Origin of the sequence: Streptomyces sp. NPDC057939 (assembly GCF_042887545.1) — a bacterium.
In the GTDB taxonomy this organism is placed as follows: Bacteria; Actinomycetota; Actinomycetes; order Streptomycetales; family Streptomycetaceae; genus Streptomyces.
The window spans coordinates 1-14,885 of record NZ_JBHVPG010000038.1 but is presented as its reverse complement, the minus strand read 5'-3'; the positions used below and the strand labels follow the sequence as shown (position 1 = coordinate 14,885).

At 73.4% G+C, this 14,885-nt stretch carries 15 protein-coding genes; 8 read left to right on the top strand and 7 right to left on the bottom strand.

What is annotated here, in order from left to right:
- Positions 1–207: 207 nt before the first annotated feature.
- Positions 208–2,697, bottom strand: a complete 2,490-nt coding sequence (locus ACFVS6_RS30720) for a glycoside hydrolase family 3 protein (RefSeq protein WP_389708956.1) — start codon at positions 2,695–2,697, stop codon at positions 208–210.
- A 152-nt stretch (positions 2,698–2,849) separates the two neighbouring features.
- Between ACFVS6_RS30720 and ACFVS6_RS30715 the strand changes: the two genes are divergently transcribed.
- The 3 genes from ACFVS6_RS30715 (at position 2,850) to ACFVS6_RS30705 (ending at position 5,162) form a co-directional block, all read left to right on the top strand.
- Positions 2,850–3,431 carry a TetR/AcrR family transcriptional regulator gene (locus ACFVS6_RS30715; RefSeq protein WP_389708955.1) on the top strand — a complete coding sequence of 194 codons (582 nt, stop codon included), beginning with the start codon at positions 2,850–2,852 and terminating at the stop codon, positions 3,429–3,431.
- 61 nt (positions 3,432–3,492) lie between these two features.
- Complete coding sequence (locus ACFVS6_RS30710) at positions 3,493–4,428, top strand: endonuclease/exonuclease/phosphatase family protein (RefSeq protein ID WP_389708953.1); 936 nt, start codon at positions 3,493–3,495, stop codon at positions 4,426–4,428.
- The gene (locus ACFVS6_RS30705; RefSeq protein ID WP_389708951.1) at positions 4,425–5,162 is read left to right on the top strand and encodes a carbon-nitrogen hydrolase family protein; all 738 of its coding nucleotides are present in this window, start codon (positions 4,425–4,427) and stop codon (positions 5,160–5,162) included. The genes ACFVS6_RS30710 and ACFVS6_RS30705 overlap by 4 nt, the downstream gene beginning before the upstream one ends.
- 122 nt (positions 5,163–5,284) lie before the next feature.
- Here the strand turns inward: ACFVS6_RS30705 and ACFVS6_RS30700 are convergent, their stop codons facing one another.
- On the bottom strand, positions 5,285–5,641 hold the full coding sequence (locus ACFVS6_RS30700; protein ID WP_389708949.1) for a winged helix-turn-helix transcriptional regulator: 357 nt from the start codon (positions 5,639–5,641) through the stop codon (positions 5,285–5,287).
- A gap of 96 nt (positions 5,642–5,737) precedes the next feature.
- On the opposite strand from ACFVS6_RS30700, the gene ACFVS6_RS30695 reads away from it, so the two are divergent.
- On the top strand, positions 5,738–6,637 hold the full coding sequence (locus tag ACFVS6_RS30695) for an NAD(P)-dependent oxidoreductase (RefSeq protein WP_389708947.1): 900 nt from the start codon (positions 5,738–5,740) through the stop codon (positions 6,635–6,637).
- Between the two features lie 35 nt (positions 6,638–6,672).
- On the opposite strand, the gene ACFVS6_RS30690 is transcribed toward ACFVS6_RS30695, so the two are convergent.
- The 3 genes from ACFVS6_RS30690 to ACFVS6_RS30680 form a co-directional block, all read right to left on the bottom strand.
- Positions 6,673–7,509, bottom strand: coding sequence for an EI24 domain-containing protein (locus ACFVS6_RS30690; protein WP_389708945.1), 837 nt, complete (start codon positions 7,507–7,509; stop codon positions 6,673–6,675).
- 68 nt (positions 7,510–7,577) lie between these two features.
- Positions 7,578–8,000 carry an organic hydroperoxide resistance protein gene (locus ACFVS6_RS30685; RefSeq protein WP_383999646.1) on the bottom strand — a complete coding sequence of 141 codons (423 nt, stop codon included), beginning with the start codon at positions 7,998–8,000 and terminating at the stop codon, positions 7,578–7,580.
- A 65-nt stretch (positions 8,001–8,065) separates the two neighbouring features.
- A complete protein-coding gene (locus ACFVS6_RS30680) occupies positions 8,066–9,088 on the bottom strand; it encodes an NADP-dependent oxidoreductase (RefSeq protein ID WP_389708943.1) in 1,023 nt (340 codons plus the stop codon).
- A 116-nt stretch (positions 9,089–9,204) separates the two neighbouring features.
- Between ACFVS6_RS30680 and ACFVS6_RS30675 the strand changes: the two genes are divergently transcribed.
- A complete protein-coding gene (locus tag ACFVS6_RS30675) occupies positions 9,205–9,627 on the top strand; it encodes a MarR family winged helix-turn-helix transcriptional regulator (protein ID WP_389708941.1) in 423 nt (140 codons plus the stop codon).
- Positions 9,628–9,639: 12 nt separating this feature from the next.
- Here ACFVS6_RS30675 and ACFVS6_RS30670 read toward each other — a convergent pair whose 3' ends face one another.
- Positions 9,640–10,383: a hypothetical protein gene (locus ACFVS6_RS30670; RefSeq protein WP_389708939.1), complete on the bottom strand. Its 744-nt coding sequence runs from the start codon at positions 10,381–10,383 to the stop codon at positions 9,640–9,642.
- A gap of 78 nt (positions 10,384–10,461) precedes the next feature.
- Between ACFVS6_RS30670 and ACFVS6_RS30665 the strand changes: the two genes are divergently transcribed.
- On the top strand, positions 10,462–11,058 hold the full coding sequence (locus ACFVS6_RS30665) for a hypothetical protein (RefSeq protein WP_389708937.1): 597 nt from the start codon (positions 10,462–10,464) through the stop codon (positions 11,056–11,058).
- A 134-nt stretch (positions 11,059–11,192) separates the two neighbouring features.
- Here ACFVS6_RS30665 and ACFVS6_RS30660 read toward each other — a convergent pair whose 3' ends face one another.
- Positions 11,193–11,897 carry an esterase/lipase family protein gene (locus ACFVS6_RS30660; protein WP_389708935.1) on the bottom strand — a complete coding sequence of 235 codons (705 nt, stop codon included), beginning with the start codon at positions 11,895–11,897 and terminating at the stop codon, positions 11,193–11,195.
- A gap of 219 nt (positions 11,898–12,116) precedes the next feature.
- On the opposite strand from ACFVS6_RS30660, the gene ACFVS6_RS30655 reads away from it, so the two are divergent.
- The gene (locus tag ACFVS6_RS30655; RefSeq protein WP_385572292.1) at positions 12,117–13,154 is read left to right on the top strand and encodes a rod shape-determining protein; all 1,038 of its coding nucleotides are present in this window, start codon (positions 12,117–12,119) and stop codon (positions 13,152–13,154) included.
- Positions 13,151–14,713, top strand: a complete 1,563-nt coding sequence (locus tag ACFVS6_RS30650; protein WP_389708933.1) for a GAF domain-containing protein — start codon at positions 13,151–13,153, stop codon at positions 14,711–14,713. The genes ACFVS6_RS30655 and ACFVS6_RS30650 overlap by 4 nt, the downstream gene beginning before the upstream one ends.
- Positions 14,714–14,885 lie beyond the last annotated feature (172 nt).

Sequence of the window (14,885 nt, the reverse complement as noted above, 5' to 3'; positions counted from 1 at the left end):
GAAGGACCGGAGGCGGGTGTCAGGTCCCGCCTCCGGTCCGTTCCGGGGCCGCGCGAGGGTCGACTTCAGGCCATCCGGCCCTCCGGCGTGTCGCGCGGCGGTTCGCGCGGTGCTCCGCGTCGGGTCGTCAGATCATGTGACGACGGACCACACGGCGGCGGACCACACGGCGGCGATCCGCCCGCCGGCCGAGCGCGCGCCGGCCGATCACGGCAGGTCGAGCGTGGCCGTCAGCCGCGTGTCGGTGTACGAGTGGCTCGCGCGGACCTCGTAGCCGCCGCCGATCCGCCGCCAACCGCGGGCCTCCTCGTCCCAGATCTCGAAGGCGCGGGCGGGCAGCGCGATCTCCACCTCGACGCTCTCCCCGGGCCCGGCCTCGACGCCCGCGAAGGCGGCCAGCCGGCCGGCGGGGCGCTCCACGCCGTCGGCGACGGGCTCCAGGTAGATCTGGACGACCTCGCGGCCCGGCCGACCGCCGGTGTTGGTGAGCCGGACCCGGACGGCCTCGGGGTCGACGTGCAGGGACTCGTACGCCCAGTCCGTGTAGCCGAGCCCGTGCCCGAAGGGGTAGGCGGGGACGACCGAGCGGGCCTCGTAGGCGCGGTAGCCGATGAGGAGCCCCTCCGCGTACTCCAGGGTCCCCCCGTCGGGGATCACCTCCGTGACGGGCGCGTCGGCGAGGGTGGCGGGCCAGGTGGTGGGCAGGCGGCCGCCGGGCTCGGCGTCCCCGAGGAGCACGTCGGCCAGCGCGGCCCCACCCTCCTGCCCGGGGAACCAGGTCAGCAGGACGGCGGCGACCTCCTCGCGCCAGGGCAGCTCCACCGGGGAGCCCGCGTTGACCACGACCACGGTGTTCGGGTTCACGGCGGCGACGGCGCGCACGAGGTCGTCCTGGCGGCCCGGCAGCGTGAGGTCCTCGCGGTCGAAGCCCTCGGACTCGACCCGCTCGGTGGTGGCGACGACCACGATGGCGGTGTCGGCGCCCCGGGCGGCTTCCACGGCCTCGGCGATCAGCTCGTCGGCGTCCCGCCGCGGCCCGATGTGGAGCAGCGAGAACATGATCGCCTTGAGCGACAGCGCCCCCATGTCGGGTACCCGGTAGGTCAGCGCCACCTCCACGGGCCGGCCCTCCGTGAGGTGGATCCGGCCGCGCTCGCTGGGCGCGCCGAAGAAGGCCTCGAAGGGGTCGGCCTCGTTGCCCAGCTCCTGGACGCCCTCCCACAGGACCGTTCCGTCGACGGCGAGGGCGAAGGCGCCGAGGCCCCGGGTGCCGAAGGCGTGCTCGCCGCTCTCGCGCGGCACGAAGGTGCCGGTGACCTCGATGGTCGCCATGGTCGCGTAGGAGACGCCCGCGGGCAGGTCGTCGCCGATCCACTGGACCTGGCCGCTCGGCAGGCTGCCCTCGCCGAGGACGGCGCCGGAGGCGTCGCGGCACACGGCCCGCAGGGTGAAGCCCTTGTCGGCGGGGACGAGTTCCTCGCTCGGGTCGGCGCCGACCGCGAAGGTCAGTGCTCCCTCCGGGAGGGCCGCGGTGAGGCCGTCGAGCGGCGGGATCAGCCGCTCGGGGAACACGGTGGCGCTGCCGCCGCCGAGGATGCGCGCGTCGCGGGCGGCGGCGCCGAGCAGGGCGACCGTGCGGCCCTCGCCCGCCGCGAGCGGCAGCACGCCGCCCTCGTTGCGCACGAGGACGAAGCCGCGGGTCGCGATCTCCCGGGCCAGGGCCTGCCCGTCCACGGGGTCCGGCACCTCGGTGACGGCGGGCGGGGCGCCCTCAAGGACGCCGACGCGGGCGGCGAGCCGCAGCACGTTGCGGACGGCGGCGTCCACGGCGGACTCGGGGACCTCGCCGGCCCGGACGGCCCCGGCGAGGGCGGGCCCGTAGACGGTGTCGGGGCCGGGCATGGCCACGTCGAGGCCGCCGAGGATGTCGCCGGTGGTGGAGCGGGCCGCCATCCAGTCGGAGACGTTGTACCCGTCGAAGCCCCACTCGTCGCGCAGGACCTCGTTCACCAGGTACTGGTTCTCGGTCATCGAGGTGCCGTTGATGCGGTTGTAGGAGGTCATGATCCCCCACGGGTGGGCGTTGGCCACGATGGCCTCGAACGGCGCCAGGTACAGCTCGCGCAGCGGGCGCGGGGCGATGACGCAGTCGACGGTGAAGCGCTCGGTCTCCGCGTCGTTGCCGACGAAGTGCTTGACGGTGGTGCCGACCCCGCCGTCCTGGACGCCGTTGACGTAGCCGCTGCCGATCTCCCCGGTCAGGTACGGGTCCTCGGAGTAGCACTCGAAGTGGCGGCCGCCGAGCGGCGAGCGGTGCAGGTTGACGGTGGGCGCCAGCAGGACGTGGACGCCCTTGCGGCGGGCCTCCTGGGCGAGGAGCCGGCCCGCCCGGCGGGCCAGGGCGGGGTCCCAGGACGCGGCCAGGGCCGTCGGCGAGGGCAGGGCGATCGACGGGTCGTCGGCGGTCCACCGCACGCCGCGGACGCCGATGGGGCCGTCGGACATGATCAGCGAGCTCAGGCCGATCTCGGGGAGGGCGGGCAGGGACCACATGTCCTGACCGGCCAGCAGGCGGGCCTTCGTGTCGAGGTCCAACTTGCCGAGCGCCGCCTCCACGGCCTCCTCGCGGATCCGGTCCCCGCTCGCGTCGCGGGTCTCGTCCCGGGTCTGGTCGCCGTTCTGCGCAGCATCGGTCACGGCCGTGCCTCCTCGTTGAGTGCGGTGCGGTGAGGGTGGGGTGGCCCCATCGTGGACCCGTTCCCTGGTGAACGGTAGGGTTCGTGATGCATTCGTGACGTTCGAATGCCGTACGGTCCTGCTGGCGGGCGAAAATGGAAGGGGTGCCGACGATGGCCAGGGCGCGGAGCGAGGAGCGGCGCGGCGAGATCGTCCGCGCGGCGGTCGAGGTGATCGCGGAGCGGGGGTACCGGGGCGCCGCCCTGGGTGCGGTCGCCGAGCGCGTGGGCCTGACCCAACAGGGGCTGCTGCACTACTTCCCGACCAAGGAGTCCCTGCTCGTGGCGGTGCTGGAGGAACGCGACCGCTGGGACACCGGGGGCGGCTCGCGGGTCGCGGGCGGCGCGTGGCGGCTGGACCTGCTGGAATCCCTCGTCGAGTACAACGCCATGCGGCCGGGCATCGTGCAGACCTTCTCCGCCCTGCTGGGCGAGAGCGTGACCGACGGCCACCCGGCCCGGGAGTTCTTCACCGAGCGCTACGCCCAGGTGCGCGGCGAGATGGCGGCGGTGCTGCGCACCGAGTTCGGGGAGCGGCTGCCCTCGGGCCTGACCCCGGAGGAAGCGGCCCCGCTGCTGACGGCGGTCATGGACGGCCTCCAGTACCAGTGGCTGCTGGCCCCCGAATCGGTGGACATGCCCGCCGCGTTCCGCTCCTTCCTGACCCTGTTGCGGGGGCCGGAGCCCGCCAACTGACCTGGTCGGACGGGCGGATACCTTGATCGGCGACGAAGTCGTCCGAGAACGGGGAGTTTTCATGAGCACGTCCGGAGCACTGAAGAGGGGCGCGGGGGTACTGACCACCCTGCTGCTCGCCACCGGCCTGGGGGCGCCGTCGGCCACGGCCGCGACCACGCCGTTCCAGGTCATGTCCTGGAACATCTGCGGCTCGCAGCGCGCCACCTGGCACTGCGGGGGCACCGGAACGCCACAGCAGAAGATCGACGTGGTGAAGGAGCAGATCCGGGACAAGGACGTGCGGGCCGCGCTGCTCCAGGAGGTCTGCGAGGACGATCTCACCGCCCTGATGGCCCAGTTGGGCCCGGGCTGGACCAAGAGCTTCGCGCCGTACCAGTGGTCCCAGGGCGCCTCGGGCAAGTGGAACAGCCGCTGCGGCGAGGACAACGGGCGGGCCGACCGCATCGGCACCGCGATCGTCCTCAAGGGGCAGATGACGGACGCCCGGGAGTACCCGACGACGCAGCCGTACGTCGGCCAGCAGCGGCCCTTCCAGTGCGCGACGTCGGCGGAGCTGAAGGTCCGCCTGTGCAACGTCCACCTCTCGCCCCTGGGCAGCAACCCGGAGCAGCCGACCTGGGACTACCGGGACGACCAGCTCAAGGAGATCAAGGCGATCGTGAACACCTTCCCGGGCACGGTCTTCGGCGGGGACTTCAACGCCCTCTCCCCCGACTCCACGAACCCCAAGGACGCCTGGGTGTGGCCCGCCGGCCTCTACACCGCCCGCCCCGAACTGGACGGCGGCTACCGGGAATGCGACCAGAGCGGCACCTCGCGCACCGGACGGGCCACGCACGGATCCGGCGCGAAGATCGACTACCTGTTCAGCAGCGAGGTCAGGCGCGGCTGCACGGTGACCGACTCGCCGTTCTCCGACCACCACGTGGTGATCGAGTCCTTGGAGGCGCGGTACGTTCCGCAGCCGGTCGAGGCGGGCGGGGCGGGCGCGTGAGGATCGCCGCGGCGCAACTGAGCTGCGTCCCCGCGGACGTCGTCGCCAACGCCGCCCGGGCCGCCGCTCTCGCCGTCTCCGCCCGGGAAGGGGGCGCCGAGTTGGTGGTGTTCCCGGAGTTCACGCTCACCGGCTACGAACTGGAGGCGCTCGCCGCCGATCCGGGGCTGTGGACCGCCGCCGACGATCCGCGTCTGGACCCGCTGCGCTCCGCGGGCATCGCGACCGCGGTCAACGTCGCGCTGCCCGCCGTCGACGGGGGCCGCCCCCTCATCGCGACGCTGGTGTACGGCGCGGACGGCGCGCTCCTGACCACGTACGCGAAGCAGCACCTCTACCAGCAGGAGCACGACGCCTTCCGACCCGGCTCGGGTGACGGGCGCTTCGAACTGGGCGGCATCCGCTTCTCGTTGGGCGTCTGCTACGACAACCACTTCCCGGATCTGACCGGCCGGGCGGCGGCCGACGGCTGCCGGGTCCACCTGGCGAGCACCCTGTACGGCTCGGGCGACGGGATCGTCGAGCGGGCCACCGTGTACCCGGGCATCGCGCGGGACCACGGCCTGTACGTGGTCCTCGCCAATCACGTCGGCCCGGCCGGGCGGTGGACCGGCTGCGGCCGCTCGGCCGTCTGGGCCCCGGGCGGAGCGCTGCTGGCCGAGGCGGGCGCCACGGAGGAGGGCGTGGTGACGGCGGAGGTCCCCGCCGAGGAGCCCGCCCCCGACACCGTCTGAGGTCCCCGCCCCGGAGCCCGCCCGCACCACCGCCCGACGGTGCCCCGACCGGGCCCTCCGGGACGGGAGACCCCGTCCCGGAGGGCGCGTCCCGGCGGTCGGCCCCGGGCGTCGGACCGCGGTCAGCCCGGGACCGCCGCCACCGCGGGGGCCGGCAGGAGGTGGCGGGTGCCCCAGGCGCCCAGCGCCTCCAGGGCCGTGTTCAGCTCCTGGCCGAGCGGGGTCAGCGAGTACTCCACCCGGGGCGGGACCTCCTCGTACACCTCGCGGTGGACGATCCCGTCCGCCTCCAGCTCGCGCAGTTGCGCGGCGAGGACCTTCTCCGAGACGCCCGGGACCAGTCGGCGCAGCTCGCCGAACCGCCGTCCCGGATGCTGGTCCAACTCCCATAGGAGCGAGACCTTCCACTTGCCGTCGATCACCGACATCGCCGCGGCGATCCCGCAATGATCCGCTCCGGGCCTGCGTGTCAGCGCCATCGCGCACCCCTCCCACCTGCTCGCTCACTTCGGGGTAACCACCCACCCCGAAGTGCGTACTTGAGCGGTTCACCGCCTGCCACCAGGCTAAACGGCATGACCGACACGCACACGACGAAGACCCCGCTCACCCTCCTCGGCCTCGGCGCCATGGGAACCGTCCTCGCCCGCGCCTGGCTCGCCGCCGGGCATCCGCTCACCGTCTGGAACCGCACCGCCGCCAAGGCCGCCGCCCTGGCCCCCGAGGGTGCCCTCGTCGCCGCGGAGCCCGCCCGAGCGGTGGCCGCGAGCGACCTGATCGTGCTCTGCCTGCTGGACGACAAGTCCATCGACGCCACCCTCGACGGCGTCGACCTGACCGGCAAGGACCTGGTCAACCTCACCACCGGCACGCCCGCCGAGGGCCGGGCGCGGGCCGCCTGGGCGCAGGCCCGCGGCGCCCGCTTCGTGGACGCCGGGATCATGGGAACGCCGTCGATGATCGGTGGCCCGGAGGCCGGCGGGTACGTCTTCTACAGCGGCTCGCGCGCCCTCTTCGACACCCACCGGAACGCCCTGGAGGTCCCGGCCGGGGCCCGCTTCGTCGGCGAGGACCCGGGGCACGCGGCCCTGCACGACGTGGCGCTGCTCAGCGCGATGTACGGACTGTTCGCGGGGATCTCGCACGCCTACGCCCTGATCGAGGGCGAGGACATCGCCCCCGCGAGCCTGTCCCCGCTGCTGTCCGAGTGGTTGGGCGCGATGGGGTTCTTCGTCGGGAACGTCGCCGAGCGGCTGACCTCGCGGGACTTCACCTCCGGGGTGGAGTCCAACCTGGCCATGCAGGTCGCGGCCAGTGCGACCCTGCTGACCACCGCCGCCGAGCAGGGCGTCAGCGCCGAGTTGATCACGCCGTACCTGGACCTGATGCGGGAGCGGCTGACCGCCGACCCGGCCGCCCACGCGGGCGAGGACACGACCGGGGCCCTCACCCTGCTGCGGCGCGGGGCGGCGTAGCGGGACGCGGTCCCCGGGCCGCGCCTGCGAGGGGGCTACGCGTACGAGGAGGGCGGCGGGCCGAAGCCGGGGACCGGGGGTGCCTGGTCGGGCCCGCCCTTCCCGCCGGGCTCCCGACCCGGCTCGGTCTCCTCGTCGGCGCCGACGAGTTCGCGGGCCATCAGGGTCGCCCCGGCCACCGCTCCCGGCATCAGGAAGACGGCGACGAACGGGACGAGGAACGACAGGACCAGGGGCACCCCGAAGCCGAGGGCCAGCGCGCGGCGCCCGCGCAGCAGGGTCAGCTGCTCGTCGAGGTCCACACGGCGGCGCTGGAGGGCGACGGAGGTGAGCTCCTGGGTGAGGAAGAAGCCGGAGACGCAGAAGCCGATCGCCGGGACGACGGTCTGACCGAGCACCGGAACGAACCCGAGGGCGAACAGCAGGATGCCGAAGAGGGCCACGCGCAGGAGCAGCCGCAGGCTGTCCCGGGCGGAGATCCACAGGTCCTCCCACAGGGAGCGCCCCGACTCGGGGACCTCGCCGCCCTCGGTCCGGTCGACCTGCTCGGAGAGGGACTCGTAGAAGGGCTGGCCGACGAGCAGGGTCACCGCGGTGAAGGTGATGACCGCGAGGAACAGCCCGAGGGCGAAGACCAGTGCGGTCAGGGTGCCCCGGAAGATGTCGAGCCACGGCGAGGACCAGTCCGAGGCGAAGGGCGTCGCCCAGGCGGTGAAGTCGTCGGCGCCGTGGAACAGCCCGATCAGCGCGCCGATGTACAGCACCAGCGCGACGAGGCCCGGCAGCAGGCCGAAGCCCAGCCAGCGGCCGTGTCCGAACACCCATCGCTGTCCGGCCAGCAAGTACCGGAAGCCCCCCGCAAGATCACGCATGGGGCCAGTTTACGGCGAAGGCCGCACCCCTCCCGGAGGGGTGCGGCCTTCGCTGCGTTCGGCGGGGATCAGACGGCCAGCTCGACCGTGATGTTGCCGCGGGTCGCCTTGGAGTACGGGCAGACCTGGTGGGCCTTCTCGATGAGGTCCTTGGCGGTGGCGGCGTCCACGTTCGGGATCACGGCGGAGATCTTGACGATCAGGCCGAAGCCGTCGTCGTTCTTGCCGATGCCGACCTCGGCGGTGACGGTGGAGCCGGAGATGTCGGCGTTCTCGTTCTTCGCGACGACACCGAGGGCACCCTGGAAGCAGGCGCTGTAGCCGGCGGCGAACAGCTGCTCGGGGTTGGTGCCCTCGCCGTTGCCACCGAGCTCCTTCGGCGGGTTCACGACGACGTCGAGCTTGCCGTCGCTGGTGGCGACGCGACCGTCACGGCCGTTCTCGGCGGTGGCCACGGCGGTGTACTTGACGTCGGACTGGGTGATGGACATGAAAGCAAATCCTCCGGATGAATCGCCGTGATGCGCGCCCACGATCACGACGGTGTGCAGTGAGCCTAACCGGTGAAGGAAACGATCATCTTTCCGGTGTTCTCGCCGCGGAGCATTCCGAGGAAGGCCGAGGTCGCGTTCTCGACGCCCTCGACGACCGTCTCGTCGTAGCGGAGCTCGCCGGAGTTCAGCCAACCGGCCACGTCCTGGACGAACTGCTGCTGCAGGCCGGCGTGGTCCCCGACGAGGATGCCCTGGAGCCGCAGCCGCTTGCCGATGACCATCATCAGGTTGCGCGGGCCCGGTGCGGGCTCGGTGTCGTTGTACCCGGCGATGGCTCCGCAGAGGGTGGCGCGGCCGTGGACGTTCAGGGAGGAGATCGCCGCTTCCAGGTGGTCCCCGCCGACGTTGTCGAAGTAGACGTCGATGCCTTCGGGGGCGGCCGCGCGCAGCTGCTCGGCGACGGGGCCGTTCTTGTAGTTGAAGGCGGCGTCGAAGCCGTACTTCTCCGTGAGGAGCGTCACCTTCTCGTCCGAGCCGGCGGAGCCGATCACCCGGGAGGCGCCCTTGATCTTCGCGAACTGGCCGACGAGACCGCCGACGGCACCGGCCGCGCCGGACACGAAGACGGCGTCGCCCTCCTTGAAGGAGGCGACCTCGAAGAGGCCCGCGTAGGCGGTCAGACCCGGCATGCCGAGGACGCCGAGGTAGGCGGAGAGGGGGGCGATCGAGGCGTCGACCTTGGTGGCGTACTTCGCGTCGACGTCCGCGTACTCGCGCCAGCCCAGGTGGTGCAGGACGTGGTCGCCGACCTCGAAGCCCTCGGCGGCGGAGGCGACGACCTCGCCGACCGCACCGCCCTGCATCGGCTCGTCGAGCTGGAAGGGCGGAACGTAGGACTTGGTGTCGTTCATCCGACCCCGCATGTAGGGGTCGACGGACATGTGGAGGTTGCGGACCAGGACCCGGCCGGGGGCGGGCTCGGCGGACACCGGTACCTCGCGCAGGGCGAAGTCCTCGGCGACGGGCCAGCCCTGCGGGCGGCGGACGAGGTGCCATTCGCGGCTGACGGCAGGGATCTCGGACATGGGGCGCTCCTGATGACCTGGGGGTGGGACGGTGTCGCACCGGAAGTGCTTCACCACATGAAACAACCATGCAGCTGGATATTTCATGTTGTCAAGTAAATGGGTACGCTGTTGCCATGCCCAGTCGTCGCACAGACCCAGTGACCCTTGAGGTCGTCGAGCTCATCGGCGACGTCGTGGCCCGCTACCACATGGAGTACGAGGACGCCGCCGCGCGCCACCAGCTCACCGGGGCCCAGGCCCGGGTGCTGGCGCTGCTGTCGGTGGAGCCGCTGCCCATGCGGCGCATAGCGCAGAAGCTGCGCTGCGAGCCGTCCAACGTGACCGGCATCATCGACCGGCTGGAGACGCGCGGCCTGGTCGAACGCCGCCCGGACCCGGCCGACCGGCGGGTGAAGCTGGCCGCGCCGACGGAGGAGGGCCTGCGGACGGCGGAGCGGCTGCGCGAGTCCCTGGACTTCGCCCGCGAGCCCCTCTCCGGACTGTCGCCGGACGAGCGCACGGCGCTGCGGGACCTGCTCAGGAGGATGCTGGGCTGACCGCCCGGCGGCTCACCAGCAGAGGAACCAGCAGTCGTCGTCCTCGGTGGGCGTCGGCTTCGGGGTCGGCTTGCCCGGCTTGGTCTTCGTGGGCGTGGGCTGCGGCGGCTTCGAGGTCGCGGAGGTGCTCGGCGCGGGCTGCGCCGGCTTCGAAGGACGTACGGACGTCCCGCCCCCGGCGCTGCTCTGCGAGGGCTCCGGCTTCGCGGAGGCGGAGGTTTCCGCGCCCGACGGGGACACGGACGCGCTCGGCGAACCCGTGGGGCCCGCCGACTTCGTCGCGCCGGCGGTGGCCTTCGCCGTCCCGGCGCCCCCGCCCGCCCGGGCCGAGGGGGCCGCGCCGCTGGTCAGGGCCGGGGCCGGCACCGCCTGCTGCGGCTCCGCGTCGTCCTTCATGACGACCTGGCCGGCCCGGTCCACCCCTTCGTCCTCGGTGACGATCCGGGCCACGGCGATCGAACCGCCGGCCGCGAGTGCCAGTCCGAGACCCACGGACAGCACGGTCCGCCGGGTCCGGCGTCGACCGCCGGCCCGCCGACGGGCACCGGCCCTGCCCCCGTCCGGGCCGGACAGCACCACGAGCGAGTCGGCGTACACCTCCGACAGCGCGGCAGGTGGGGCGGAGCCGGGCGGCACGGCAGGGGGCACTGCCCCCGCGGTCGGCGCGGCGGGTATCAGGTGGGCGGCCGGAGTTCCGCAGCCGGCGCACGCGAGTGCGCCGTTGAGGTGCCTCCGACAGGCGTGGCAGTAGTCCATGGCGCCCGCAGGCTACGTGGTCGAACGCGACTTCCGCATCGCGGGTTCGTAAGGATCCTGTGTGGAATCTTTGCCTCCATGACTGCGAACCCGCGTCCCGGCGCCCGTGCCGCCTTCGGCCCGGCCGCATTCCAGCTGGTCCTGCTGCGCAGGATGGCGGACTTCCAACCCGACCTCGCCGAGGAGGCCCGGCTGCGCATGGGCGCCGGCCTCGCCGAGCAGCGCGAGGCGAACAAGCGCTGGCAGGCCATGGTCCGCTCGCCCCGCTCCCGCGGCGCCCTGACCCGCTACCGGTCGGTGCTCGGCCCCCCGGAGTCCGTGGACCGGCGGACCATCGGCGCCCTGGAGTGCGAGGCGCTGCTGTGGCCGCTCCCGCTCTGGCCCGAGCTGCGCTTCGAGGTGCTGGCCGCGCCGGACGGGGCGGTGTGGAACGAGTGGCTGGTCCGGGCCCCGGGAGCGCCGGGGCCCGTCCTGGAGACGGCCGACGACCTGCGGCCCTGGTCGGCGACGGTGGACGAGGTCGCGCGGGCCTTCGCCCCGGTGCGCCCCATGGAGGGCACCGCCCCGACGCGGTGGCGGCTGGCGTTCACGGCGTCGGGGCGGCCCCGCGTGGCGGAGTTCACGTACGGACTGCTCCAGCGGGTCACCGAAGGCGGGGCGCCGGGGACGTACTGAGGGGGCGGGGACGGACCGGGGGGCCGGGGACGGTCGAGAGGTCGCGCGGGTCGGAGCCGGCACCGGACGCCCGGTCGAAGGCACGCGGGGCCGACACCGGACGAGGGAGGGGCGTCGGGAGCGGCGGGGCGGGTTCAGGAGGCGAGGAAGGCGCGGACCCCCGCCGAGGTGGCGTCGTCGCCGAGCAGCTCGTTGTGGTCGAGGCAGCCGACCGGCGTGTTCACCGCGCCGGTGAGCGGGACGCTGCTGTCGGGGTTGACGATCTCGTCGCACTCCGACCAGAAGGTCGCGTAGCGCACGTCCCCCGGGGTCTCGTCCCCGGCGGCCAGGTTCTTCACGACGTAGGAGCCGGGGGTCATGTCCCGGCACGCCTGGTCCCACAGCGCGCAGGCCCAGGCGGTGGAGGTGCCGTGGTTGGGGCCGGCCAGCGAGACCCAGCGCCCGACGCTCGCGCCGCCGCCCCCGTACTTGACGTACCAGCGGCTGACGAGGGATCCGAAGGAGTGGCCGACGATGTCGACCCGGGCGGCGCCGGTCTGACGGCGGACCTGGTCGACGTAGGCGGCGAGCCGTCCGGAGAGGACCTCGTTGACGGACTGGTGGGTGTCGTAACCCCACGAGAAGAGCTCCGAGTCGGTGTACCCGTCGGCCCTCAGGTCCTCCCTGAGGGAGCCCCAGACGCCCGGGTCGGCGTTGTAACCGTGGACGAGGACCACCGGATTGCGGACGGCGGCGGGCGGACCGGCGGGGGTGCCGGTGGCCGCGTGGGCCGGCAGGGGCGCGAGCAGGGCGGCGCAGAGCGCCAGGAGCGCCAGGATCGTCTGGCGGGGCGTCAGCATCGGGTCCCCTTTACCTTGTTACGCGCCAGTAGCGCGGACGTGCGCGCATCGTGGTGCCTGTCGGTACAGAAATCCACCCCCGTGCAGCACCTCCGGACCCACGTGACCCACCCCGCCCGGAGCATCTCAACGGGCGCCATACCCCATTTACCCGAGAAGATATGAATTGCGACCGGCACCCGTCGGTCCTTTGCGTCAGTGCTCTCGGGAGGATCTGCCGTGACCGTCAGTCTTGAGCAGTTGCGCCGCTGCCACGTCGCCGTCGACCTGGGAGCCGCCAGGACCCGCGTGTACGTGAAGGGCGCCGGACTGGTCGTCGACGAGCCCAGCGTCGCCGCCGTCAACACCCGGACCGGCGCGCTCATCGCCGTCGGCACCTTCGCCGAACGGATGACGGGCCGTACGCCCGACTACATCCGCGTCGTCCGCCCCGTCTCCGGCGGCACCGTCGTCGACATCGAGATGGCCCAGCGGATGCTGCGTCACCTGCTCGGCGAGAAGCTGCGCCGCGCACTGCGCCGCAAGCCCCGGCTGCGCGCCGCCGCCTGCACCCCGCACGACGCGGACCCGCTGGCCCAGCGGGCCACCGTCGAGACCCTCGTCGGACTCGGCGCCCGCCGCGTCGAACTCGTCGACACCCTGATCGCGGCGGCCGTCGGCTGCGGCCTGCCCGTGGAGCAGCCGACCGCGACGATGATCATGGTGTGCGGGGCGGCGGCCACCCAGGTGGCGGTCCTTTCGCTCGGCTCGATCGTCACCGCCCAGCGGATCCCCATCGGCGGCGAGGCCATCGACCACGCCGTGGTCCAGCACCTGCGCCACGCACACGAGCTGATGCTGCCGAGCCAGGCCGTCCGGCCGCTCCAGCTGGCCCTGCACGGCAACGGGCTCACCCCCGAGGGCCCGACCTCCACCCTCATCCACGGCCGCGACGTGGCCACCGGACTCGCCCGGTCCGTCCAGGTGGACACCGCCGCGGTCCGGGACGCCATCCACACCCCGCTGACCGCCGTCATCGACGGCATCGGCAAGGTCCTCCGCGACTGCCCGCCCGACCTGGTCGCGGACCTGACGGACCGGGGGATCATGATGGTGGGCGGCAGCGCCCTGCTGCCGGGCCTGGACCAGATGCTGCGCGACGCCACCGGAATGCCCGTCGCCATCGCGGAACGGCCGGACGTGTGCGCCGTGCTCGGCCTCGGCGCGATGCTGGAAGGGAAGATCGCACCCATGGTTCTCAACCCGTTGGCCGGATGACGGGGGAAACGGCTCCCGCCACCGAGTCGGCCGGGCTCCCGGTCCTGCTGGAAGCGGTCCTCAGCGTCGGCTCGGAGCTGGAACTGCACTCCACCCTCCAGCACATCGTGGAGTCCGCCGCCGAACTGTGCGCGGCCCGGTACGGCGCGCTCGGGGTCGTCGACCCCGAGCGCGTCCGGCTGACCAAGCTGTTCACCGTCGGCCTGACCGACGCCGAGCGGGCCGCGATCGGCCGGCTGCCCGACGGCCGCGCCGGCCTGCTCGGGGCGCTGATCACCGACCCGCGACCGCTGCTGCTGGACGACCTGGCGCAGGACCCGCGCTCGGCGGGCTTCCCACCCGGCCACCCGCCGATGCACGGCTTCCTCGGCGTACCGATCCGGGTCCACACCGAGGTCTTCGGGAACCTGTACCTCACGGAGAAGCGCGGCGGCGGCCCGTTCACCGACGAGGACGTCGCGCTGCTGCGCGTCCTGGCCTCGCAGGCGGGGATAGCGATCGGCAACGCCCGGCTGTACGAGACCGCGCGGCGGCGGGAACGCTGGATCGAGGGCGCGGCCGCGGTCACGACCACCCTGCTGGCGGGCCGGCCGGCCGCCGACGCCCTGATGTGCGTGGCCGAGCGGGCCCGGCTGCTGGCGGACGCCGCGGCCGGGGTGGTGCTCCAGCCGACCCCGGAGGGCGGCATGGAGATCGTCGCAGCCTCCACGCACGGCGACCCCGGGGACCTGGTCGGCACGGCCATCGCGCCGGGTTCGGCGGTGCTGGAGCAACTGCTCGGCGGGGAACCGGTGTTCATCGACGACTCCGCGACGGACCCGCGGATGACCACCCACGTGCGGGAACGCTTCGGCCCGAGCATGATGCTGCCGCTGCAGAGCGGCGGCCAGCTGATCGGGACGCTGGCCCTGCCCAGGGCCCGGGGCGGGCCGCCGTACGACGCCGTGGACCGGCTGCTGGCCTCGCAGTTCGCCTCCCAGGCCGCGCTGGCGCTCGTCCTCGCGGACGCGCAGCACGACCGCGAGCAGCTCGCCGTCTACGAGGACCGGGACCGGATCGCGCGCGACCTGCACGACCTGGTCGTCCAGCGGCTGTTCGCGACGGAGATGATGCTGGAGAGCACGCGGCGGCGCTCCTCCAACGCGCCGACCGGGGACACCGTCGGCGAGGAACTGAGCCGCGCGGTCGACGAGCTGGACTCCACCATCCAGGAGGTCCGGACGGCCATCTTCGCCCTCCAACAGCCGCCGACCGACGCCCCCACGACGTTCCGGGGGCGGGTCCTGCGGGAGACCGGCGGGGCGGCGGTGCTGCTGGGGTTCCAGCCGTCGGTGCACTTCGCGGGCGCGGTGGACGCGTTGCTGCCGGAGCCGGTGGCGGGGGATCTGCTCGCGGCCCTCCGCGGGGCGCTGGCCGCGGCGCACCGTCGGGTCGGGGTCACCTCGATCGAGGTCGGCATCGACGCGACCCCGACCCGGGTCCACCTGACCGTCTCCGACGACGGCCGCACGGACTCCGGCACCCGCGGCACGACGCTGACGTGGCAGTCCCCGCTCTAGCCCTGGCCGGGCGGGGGTCGGGGTCGGTGCTTCGGCGGGGGTCGGTGGCTGCGGGTGGGGCGGTGCTTCGGCCGGTGCGGGGGCTGCGGGTGGGGCGGTGCTTCGGCCGGTGCGGGGGCTGCGGGTGGGGCGGGGCTTCGACCGGGGTTGGGTCTGTCTCTTATACTCAACG